The organism is Rhizobium sp. Root1220 (assembly GCF_001426265.1).
Classification (GTDB): domain Bacteria; phylum Pseudomonadota; class Alphaproteobacteria; order Rhizobiales; family Rhizobiaceae; genus Rhizobium.
In genome coordinates this window covers 139,992-148,756 of the sequence record NZ_LMDG01000005.1, presented here as the reverse complement: position 1 = coordinate 148,756, position 8,765 = coordinate 139,992, and the positions used below count along the sequence as shown (strand labels likewise).

General features: G+C 55.1%; 11 protein-coding genes and 1 pseudogene. 5 read left to right on the top strand and 7 right to left on the bottom strand.

Features of this window, described 5'->3' with window-relative positions:
* The first annotated feature begins 709 nt into the window (after positions 1-709).
* A complete protein-coding gene (locus tag ASC90_RS06570; RefSeq protein ID WP_056537112.1) occupies positions 710-1,129 on the top strand; it encodes a cupin domain-containing protein in 420 nt (139 codons plus the stop codon).
* Positions 1,130-1,183: 54 nt separating this feature from the next.
* The gene (locus tag ASC90_RS06565) at positions 1,184-2,155 is read left to right on the top strand and encodes an NADP-dependent oxidoreductase (protein WP_056537109.1); all 972 of its coding nucleotides are present in this window, start codon (positions 1,184-1,186) and stop codon (positions 2,153-2,155) included.
* Positions 2,156-2,178: 23 nt separating this feature from the next.
* Here ASC90_RS06565 and ASC90_RS29690 read toward each other — a convergent pair whose 3' ends face one another.
* The 3 genes from ASC90_RS29690 to ASC90_RS06555 form a co-directional block, all read right to left on the bottom strand.
* Positions 2,179-2,346, bottom strand: a complete 168-nt coding sequence (locus ASC90_RS29690) for a hypothetical protein (RefSeq protein WP_244480325.1) — start codon at positions 2,344-2,346, stop codon at positions 2,179-2,181.
* Positions 2,303-3,025 carry a YeeE/YedE thiosulfate transporter family protein gene (locus tag ASC90_RS06560; protein WP_244480324.1) on the bottom strand — a complete coding sequence of 241 codons (723 nt, stop codon included), beginning with the start codon at positions 3,023-3,025 and terminating at the stop codon, positions 2,303-2,305. The genes ASC90_RS29690 and ASC90_RS06560 overlap by 44 nt, the downstream gene beginning before the upstream one ends.
* 218 nt (positions 3,026-3,243) lie before the next feature.
* Positions 3,244-3,771 (bottom strand): DUF417 family protein, encoded by a 528-nt coding sequence (locus ASC90_RS06555; RefSeq protein ID WP_056537106.1) that lies wholly within the window; start codon positions 3,769-3,771, stop codon positions 3,244-3,246.
* Positions 3,772-3,984: 213 nt separating this feature from the next.
* Between ASC90_RS06555 and ASC90_RS06550 the strand changes: the two genes are divergently transcribed.
* Positions 3,985-4,554, top strand: coding sequence for a TetR/AcrR family transcriptional regulator (locus ASC90_RS06550; protein ID WP_056537102.1), 570 nt, complete (start codon positions 3,985-3,987; stop codon positions 4,552-4,554).
* Between the two features lie 69 nt (positions 4,555-4,623).
* On the opposite strand, the gene ASC90_RS06545 is transcribed toward ASC90_RS06550, so the two are convergent.
* A complete protein-coding gene (locus ASC90_RS06545; RefSeq protein ID WP_056537099.1) occupies positions 4,624-5,844 on the bottom strand; it encodes an NADH:flavin oxidoreductase/NADH oxidase family protein in 1,221 nt (406 codons plus the stop codon).
* A 105-nt stretch (positions 5,845-5,949) separates the two neighbouring features.
* On the bottom strand, positions 5,950-6,390 hold the full coding sequence (locus tag ASC90_RS06540; RefSeq protein WP_056537096.1) for a VOC family protein: 441 nt from the start codon (positions 6,388-6,390) through the stop codon (positions 5,950-5,952).
* Positions 6,391-6,637: 247 nt separating this feature from the next.
* Here ASC90_RS06540 and ASC90_RS06535 point away from each other — a divergent pair, with 247 nt between their 5' ends.
* Positions 6,638-7,039 (top strand): MarR family transcriptional regulator, encoded by a 402-nt coding sequence (locus ASC90_RS06535; protein ID WP_244480323.1) that lies wholly within the window; start codon positions 6,638-6,640, stop codon positions 7,037-7,039.
* 15 nt (positions 7,040-7,054) lie between these two features.
* Here the strand turns inward: ASC90_RS06535 and ASC90_RS06530 are convergent, their stop codons facing one another.
* Both ASC90_RS06530 and ASC90_RS29685 read right to left on the bottom strand, forming a co-directional pair.
* A complete protein-coding gene (locus tag ASC90_RS06530; protein ID WP_056537090.1) occupies positions 7,055-7,996 on the bottom strand; it encodes an alpha/beta hydrolase in 942 nt (313 codons plus the stop codon).
* Positions 7,997-8,078: 82 nt separating this feature from the next.
* Positions 8,079-8,384: a hypothetical protein gene (locus ASC90_RS29685; protein ID WP_162246958.1), complete on the bottom strand. Its 306-nt coding sequence runs from the start codon at positions 8,382-8,384 to the stop codon at positions 8,079-8,081.
* On the opposite strand from ASC90_RS29685, the pseudogene ASC90_RS29255 reads away from it, so the two are divergent.
* Positions 8,307-8,629 (top strand): annotated as a pseudogene (locus tag ASC90_RS29255) (cupin domain-containing protein); the annotation flags it as partial. The gene ASC90_RS29685 and the pseudogene ASC90_RS29255 sit on opposite strands and share 78 nt — an antisense overlap.
* Between the last annotated feature and the right edge of the window lie 136 nt (positions 8,630-8,765).

The window sequence follows — 8,765 nt, the reverse complement described above, 5'->3', positions numbered from 1 at the left end:
GCGATCCCCCCATAAGACACGTCGCTAACGACGTCGTTAAACACGTGTCTTAGGCCATTAAGGCATTATGCGGCAGGCGGTGCCAATCGGGCGGTTACCTTTGATGCTGATGCTTGCCGTTATCTCAATACGGGGCTTCGAACTATCATCTTGGCTATGTCGGTCAGCGATGCGCTTGGCATCGATGACGCGCCAGTCATACGATTGCGCAAATCCTTTGTTGTCACGCGATCCGTACCAATCGAGCAGCTCAGAAGTTACAGAGTACCGCCCGCCGCTCCTATCAAGGTCGTCTTGCGAAAGTCCCAACTGCCCGCTTCGTTGAGAAGGTAGCTCAGGTAATCCATGCTGCTTCGGTGCGAGTACCAAGACATCGGCTTGAATAATCCGAGCTTCGGCTTGTTTGTTGAGTGTGTACTTGATCGTCTACCTACACGGCCCATCACGCCTATCGTCCCGTTAAGGAGGCTATTGGGCTTAAAGGCTACATAGTGGTCGACAATGACCGTGTACCAATTGATGGCTGAGGCGGGCAATTTGGAGTATACTGTGATCATTGCTGGAGCCCCTCTCGGAGACCCCGGCGCTCTGTTTCGACATCCTGATTTCACAGATACGCGCTCCACCAATCATTTGAGGCAACTCAGCTCGGGAGAGGCCGACGATAAGGGCAATCGTCCTTGAGGAGTGTAGAGCGGGGAGGAACAACATGTCCGCATTCCAGATCGCGACCATCATCGCAACGTCTGTCGCTATGCAATTGCCCCATGCGTTGGTGGCCTATGGCGGAGAACTGGAAGAAGTCGTCCCCGTCTTTGAACACGAACTTCCAAACAGCGCAGGCAAAAAGCTTGTCGCGCTGGTGGTAAATTATGGGCCAGGTGGCAAGTCTGATCCACACACACATGCGAAGTCGGCGTTCGTCTACGCAAGGGTACTGTCAGGCTCGATCCGCAGTAAGGTGAACGACGAAGACGAGATGGTCTACAAGACGGGAGAGCAGTTCTTCGAGCTCCCCGGATCAGCGCACAAAGTAAGCGAGAACGCAAGCACGACTGAGCCCGCCACGCTTCTCGCCGTCTTTATAGTACAAGTTGGTGACGAACCGCTGACCTCTTCCGACAAATGAATCCTCAACGCAGGCTTGAAACGACGATGCCCTCGCGCACGGTTGGAATGGAGGATGACTCAAATGTCAGGCGGATCGGATAGCTTCTCAGGGGACGTCTGGCGCATTTACGAGTTCGGCACGCCCGATGTGATGACGCTGGAGCGAATGGAGGTGCCTCCACTTGAAGCAAACGAGGCGGTCGTCAGGGTACATGCCGCGGGGGTCGGACCGTGGGACGGATGGATTCGCTCCGGCAACAGCGCTCTTCCCCAGCCGCTCCCTCTGATCCTCGGTTCCGACATATCCGGCCAGATCGTCGCCGTAGGAGACGGCGTCGATCATCTGCAGGTAGGCGATCAAGTATACGGCGTGACCAACAAGCGGTTCTGCGGTGGGTACGCGCAATATGCAGTTGCCAACGCCGCAATGCTCGACAAGAAACCGCCCTCGATCGACCATGTGACGGCAGCGTCGCTTCCGGTTATCGCTGTTACGGCATGGCAAGCGATGTTCGACCAAGCTGGCCTGGTGGAAGGTCAGACGGTTTTGATCCATGGGGCTGCGGGGAACGTCGGAGCCTTTGCTGTTCAGCTCGCAAAACGATTTGGACTGAACTCGTTTTGCACATCCTCTGGTGAAGACATAGGCCGCGTCCGTTCTCTAGGCGCAGGGCACGTGATCGATTATTCGGGGGCGCGATTCGAGGACGAGGTCCAAGATTTAGACGCCGTCATAGATTTTGTGGGTGGCGAGACGCAAACAAGGTCGTTTAACGTGCTGAAACGTGGCGGGACGTTGATTTCTGCGGTGTCCAAGCCCGACGAAACGCTCGCGCAAGAGCATGGTGTAATGGCGAAGTTCTTTCTCGTAGATGTTTCCACGAAGAGCCTCGGCCGCATATCTGCATTGGTAAGAAACAACGAACTCCGGACCAACGTGGGCGTTACGCTGCCTTTCGAGCGCGCGCGCGACGCCCATCTCATGCTTGAAGGGCAGCTTCCCAGACCAAAAGGCAAGATTGTTCTTTCGGTCGAACCGACGTGAGTGTTTCTTGACGCCTCGGACGTTCAGGACCACGGCTTGGCTTGTGAACCGAACCTGCCGATCAGTGCGGCAAGCGTGGCAACAATTATGAAATATGCAGTGAACGCTTGCCATGCTCCCATTGGAAAACCCACGAGTAAAAGGGTGTCATTCCCTCCAGGGATCACGAGCGCTCCGAAGCCCATCAGCAAAGCCCCGAATGTTTTGCGTAGCAAGCTTCTCCAAGTGGGCCAGCTCAGCGAGAAGCGATGCGCGGGTTCGGGCAGAAATGAAACTGCCCGTCGTCATACAGACGAAAATGAGTGCACTCGTCACTGGGAAGGAAAGTAGCGATCCAATCGAGGTGGTGATCGAGAAACTGGACGCATAGGCAGACAAGGCCGCCGACATCACACCCACGGCGGTCATCGCCGCCGTCAAACGCAGATAATTTCTCTCCGCTTTCCACGAGATACTTAGTCTCAGAACAAGAAACGCCGCCAGAGCTAACAGCAAGCTCTCGAGAGCGAGCGGGGGTGGCCCGCTAATTGACATCGGATCATCGCGTAAGCCGAACAGGGTGTCGAGCGACAGGACCGCGAGTATGCCGAGCAACGTGAATCCGAACTCCAGTTCTCCGTTACCGAAGTGGCCGACCGAACCAAATATGCAGGCACCATTCACGTATACGCCGATGCCGAAAACGATGGCTGCACCGACTATGTGCGCCCAGTGACCCCATCCGTCGTGCAGGGTCGGCAGTTTATCGAGAACGAGATACGCGATCGCCGCCCATACGGCGCATTCGGCCAAAGCCAGAAATCGAGCCGGCCTCCGCTTCGACACCAACTCTGTTGTGGCAATGAAGGTGCAAATCGATCCGAAGTTCATCGCGAACCCGAGTATGAAACTCAGCGTTCAATGAATCCAAAATTCGCCCATATATCAAGGCGCAAGTCAGTGCCGGACAATGCGCTCACGCCATCAATCCTCCATGCCGACAGTGAAAAAGATCACGGTGAAAGAATGCCATGTGTTGCCTAATTATGAAACGGCGAACACCCTAATGAGAGTGTTCGCCTTGAAATCATAACGTCGGCTTATTGGCTCTACGTCCTTGTGGGCCGTACTGCGATAAGGGAATCGATTGCAATCCAGAGTGACACTGCCAGAAGGCCTACGTCCTTTAGAAGGAACTGCCCAGGAGCGACGGAAATAGCTGGGAATCCGAGTTCCGGCACGACCACGCCTGGGGTTGTGATCATGAAGCTGATGGTGGTGAAAAACAGGCCAGAGGACAGTAAGCCTCCAATCAGCGAGTATATCGGGCTGAGAAGTCTAGCACCTAAGAGCGCCCCGATACTGATTTCGAGCACACCGAGGAAATTTGAAAATCCTCGAACGCCCAAGATCGAGTACATCCAGCTTACCAGTGGGTTGTTGCTGACCAAATCGACAAGGCCGTGTGCCTCATAGGCGGTGAACTTCATGCCGCCGAACCACGCATAGATCAAGGTGAGCGACATGTATATGCCGATTGTTGTGGCTGGTCGACCATATGCTTGCGCCAAATTCTGAAGTGTTTGGATGCGCTTTGATGTTTGCTGAACTTTCAAGTCGTAGCTAATCTCAACCATTTATCTTCTCCCATCGGATTTGCTATCAGCAGGCCCTTCGCCTGCGTTTTAAAAACGATACCGTCTGGTATCAATGACAACTAAATACTACTGATCGGTATCGTTAGCGAATCACGAAATCGCGATTGTATCAATCAGTATTGCTCGCATGTTGCCTTTTGCTCGATGAACTCCTAGTTTTCGAGATACAGATCAGTTTCGCAAGGAGCCACGATGCGGAGATCAGAAATCAAGGACCATTTGCTGGAGACCGCCCAGCGGCTTTTCGACGAACACGGGTTCAATGCGACGGGCATAGACTTGATAGTGACGGAAAGCGGAGTTGCGAAAACGACGCTGTACCGGCACTTCGAAACAAAGGAGGACCTGATCGTGGCCGTCTTGAATCGGCGTGACGACGCGGATCGCCGTGAGTTGCGCGATTTTGTCGATGCGCGGGCTGTCGATCCTGTCGGCCGTATTCTTGCAACGTTCGACTTCCTCGAGCTTTGGTTCAAAGACAAGGAGTTCCGAGGCTGCGGCTTCATGGCTGCTGCGGGAGAGCATAGGCACACTGCCGATCCGGTGTTTCGCGCCGCGGAGATGCACAAGCGGCTGTCGCTCGCCTACTTCGAAGAGCTTACTCACGCCGCGAGGTTCCGTGACCCGCAGCGTCTGGCATACGATATCAATCTCCTTCAGGAGGGGGCGACGGCCGTTGCTCAGATCACTCGGTCGGTGGAGCCTGCCCGCCAAGCGAAACGGATGGCAACGTCGCTCATCGCGACTATGGAGCGCATCTAGGCGGACGTAGTGACAACTTGCCGGAACGGTCTGCCGCTCGAGGCGCAGCGTGACGGCATTGTTGGTGCTTTAGCTGTTGCCGGTGGCATGCTTTCCAAAATGCGCAATCCAGGTTTTCGTTCGAGCGGTGTCTCGATCCTTGTAGTCTGCGATTGCCTTTTCGAGTTCGCCGAACTCGATCGTCTCGCTATCGGCGGCAATGTCAGCCACACGCATCGTGTACCAAGCTGTAACCCCACCTTCAGGGCTATCCGCAAATCTGGGGAAGACCGGTTCCGACTTCACTTTCTCCTGCCAGAGATTGGGTAGCGCCGGTTCGATGACGAGAGGACGCGCCAGACCTACGATGTCGATTGCACCGCTTGCCACCGCATCTTCGGCTTGGGACCGAGTCTTGAAGCCCCCAGTCAGCATAAGGGGTATGGTCGTAACATCACGGGCACGTCGTGCGAAATCGAGGAAGTAAGGTCCACGCCCAGACCTGTCGGAGGCTGATTTTGCGCCGGGAAAGTAGGTCCCGCCACTGATGTCAATAAGGTCGACGGAGGTGCGGTCCAACGCCGCTGCCACGTCGAGAGCCTCCTCGTCATCGAACCCGCCTTCAAGCTCGTCGGTTGAGTTTAACTTCACCGCGATCGGAAAATTGGACCCAACAGCGTCACGGGTCGCATCAATTACTTCCAGCAACAGCCGCATTCGGTTCTCGATGTCGCCGCCGTAATTGTCGACACGCCTGTTGAATAAAGGCGAAAGAAACTGGCCGAGAAGAAAGCCATGTGCAGCGTGGATTTGGACGCCGCCGAAGCCAGCCTGTTGAGCCAGCTGGGCTGTCGTCGCATAGAGAGAGGGTAGTTGACGTATCTCCCCAGATGTTATTTCCAAGCAACGCAGCCCGGGCAGGTCGAAATGACTTGGTCCTTTGGGGATACTCGTCGGTCCGTACGCGAGGGCTCCCGCGTGGCCAAGTTGTAGCCACAAACTCGTACCGTTTCCGCCACCGTGACGGGCAAGTTGATGAAACCGATCAAGGTCCGATGCGTCGTTCAGTACCAGATTCCCCGGGTTCTCGGCGTAACCTGATGTCAGCTGCACCTCGCCAATTATAGACACGGCAATCCCGCCGTCGGCCCAACGTTCGTACAATCTCATTTGCGCGGTGGTCGGATGCCCCGTGCCATCCCCCAATGAATCGGACATGGCTGACTTCGCAATCCGGTTTTTCAACTTCAAACCGCACGGCAAAGAAAGCGGCTCGAACAGTGGACCACGAGCTTGTGATTGAAATGCCATAATCTATACTCCGGTCTTCCTATATTTTACGATGAAAGTGGGTAGCACTACAACGCCGGTGCGTGCCGGGAGGGGCAGTTCCTGCACCTCCCGCTGGACTGGAGATTAGTTTTCGTCAGGTCCTGCGCGGTAAACGAGAAATTTGTTGCCTTCGGGATCACGGAAGTAGGCGCAAAAGGGGTCCGAACCATTCTCGCCTCGGGGACCCGGAGCCCCTTCGTCCTCACCGCCAAGCCTTAGGGCCGTCGCGTGGACTTCCTTAACATGAGCGCGGGAGCGCGCCTCGAATGCAACCATCCCACCGTTTCCGACGGTAGCCAGCTCTCCATCGAACGGTTTGATGATTCCGAACTCCAGGGTCTTGTGTCCGTAGTAGATGGCGCGACCGGGTTGAACCAGGACACGCCCGATACCGAACAAGGCAAGCAATTTGTCATAGAAGTCGGAAGCAACCTCCAAGTTATTCGCGCCCACGGTGGTATGGCCTGGCAAGCTGCGGACTTTATCCAGTTTAGCGGTTGAGTTGCTGATTACTGTGTCGTTCATTTCATTTCTTCCTTTCAGTCTTGATTGAAAGCCGCATCTTTTTGCGGCCGGTGGCTCCAAGGCACCGAGTTCCACCCAACGGCGTTACGGTCACTACCTTGAAGAGTTTCCGCATCCATGCAGAGTATTGACTGAATGTTGCATATACACTACGTGGGTCGTTCTCTGGTGATTGCGAGGCAGCATGATGTATGAGCAATTTGATCCCGAATTAGAAATCGTTGCCGAAGTCGTGTCTGGCTGCTTGATGACCAGGGCAAGGCGCATTTCTCGCGTCGTCACAAACATCTATGATCAGGAGATGCGCAAGCACGGTTTGACTGCTTCCCAGTTCTCCATGCTCATCATCATTGCGAAGCTGGGAGGTGCCAGCCGATCTGAAATCGGTCGCGCAAACTTCCAGGATAGAACGACGTTGACAAGGAACCTTGCACCGCTGCTCAAGGAAGGCTGGATCGAGGAGGTTCCGACGGAGGGTGGCCGTAGCCGCCCCGTTGTAATCTCTTCTGCCGGCAAAGAGCTGCTCAACGCGGCGGGTCCCGATTGGCGCGAGGCCCAGCGCAAGGCGACGCGACTTGTGGGCAAAAACGGTGCGAAAGCGATCCTGCAAATAGCACAAAGCCTTTCCGGACAAGGGGAGTCGATCTAACGGTCGGGAGGGCCCCTAGTTCGTCCCGCGGATTTCCGCGACCGTATCTTGCGGTGTCTGCAGGTGTGGGTAGTGGCCGACGCCTTGCAAGAGGGTCAGAGGCGCGCCAATACGCTGCGCGAACTCCTCACCCATGGCCTTCTTGATGTAGAAGTCGTCCTCGCCCCAGACGACTTTAACGGGCGTCTTGAGATCGTCCAAGTGTGCCTCGAGGTAAGTCTGGTCTCGTGTAAAGTGGGAATAGTAGTGATAGAATGCATCTGCGGACGTGATGTCACCATGACTCCATCCCTCCGCCATGTCGCTCAGGACATCTGTCGGTAGATCAAACTGTTTCTCGAGAGAAAGACCGCGCCGATATGCGTTCGCCAGAATCTCCGCGCTGGTTTGGTTCATGTATGCACGCGTCTTCGTAGCGCTAGGTTCGTTCTTCAGATTTTGAAGTGTTTCGTACATGTAAGAAGGTCGATCAAGGGGCGCAAAGTCTCCTACGACTATCTTCCCTGCAATGCCTGGGTCTTCGAGAGCAGCCAAAAGCGCTGGAAGCGACCCGATATCGGTCGCGTAGATCGTTAGCTTCGAGCGATCAATGCCGGCAGCGTTGATATAAGCTGTGAGGATATCGGCGTAGGCGCGCGGCGAGTAGGAAAATTTTGACGGCGCGGGACGCGATGACAGGCCATAGCCTGGCCAATCTATGGCGTGAACCTCATAGTCTTCCGCCAGTTCGGTGGCGATATGCTTCCAGACCAGTAATGTTTCGGGGAAACCGTGCAGGAAAAGTATCGTGCCTTTCTGGTTCGGGACGCCGGCGACCATGCGCCGAAGGGTGATATCGGGCGTGACATCAATGTAACTGATTTCGGTACTATCGGCTGCGAACGCCGCGCCGGCTCCAACGGTTGCCGGGGCGTTCACCGCGATCGCGAAGAAGAGCGGCATGGAGTATTTCAACATTTCAGGTCTCCTTTTGGCTTTCGCGTTAGCGGACGCTGAGCAATTTCGAGTGTGGTCTATATGATGCATATGCAACATTCGGTCAATCAGTTTTCGAGGCTTTTTGTATCGTATTGTATTCAACGGGGAAGGGCGGACGATCTGTTACAATATAGCCGGTTTGGAAAACACAAGCGATACCAAAGGCCACCATCTTGAAGGACAAGCAGGGCTTTATCGCCTCTGTTGTCATCAACGAAGGAGTAATACCAATGAGTGCTCGGTTCATGGTTCCTGCGGCTCTTCTGGCCGCCGCTTTCAACTTCAGCCCGCACAGGCTGAGCCAGAAATTCGTCGTACCGATCTCGTAAAGAACCAAATCAGCGTTCCGAACAAGGATGTTGTCCAAGTTCGCGTCGATTTCGACCCAGGCGCGTTCGCGGCAAACCACAAGCACCCAGGCGAGGAGGTCGCATACGTCATCTGGAATATAAGCTCGAAGGCAGGGAGGCCGTTACCCTCAAGGCAGGACAATCCCTCTTCATACCGGATGGCGTTCCACACTCGGCGCGAAATGTTGGGAATGGCAAGGCCTCTGAGCTCGCAACTTACGTTGTCACGAGCAATGCGAAGCTCGTGGAACCAGTAAAGTAGTCAGCAAGAAGGAGTACGTGTCATGACAGGACGTACAAAATCCGATGCTATCGATCTGTCTCGCCGCGCCTTGATGGTGGGAGGGGCGCAAAATCGATTCTATCGGCCCGGTCCGCGATGGCACGGCAGACAAGCG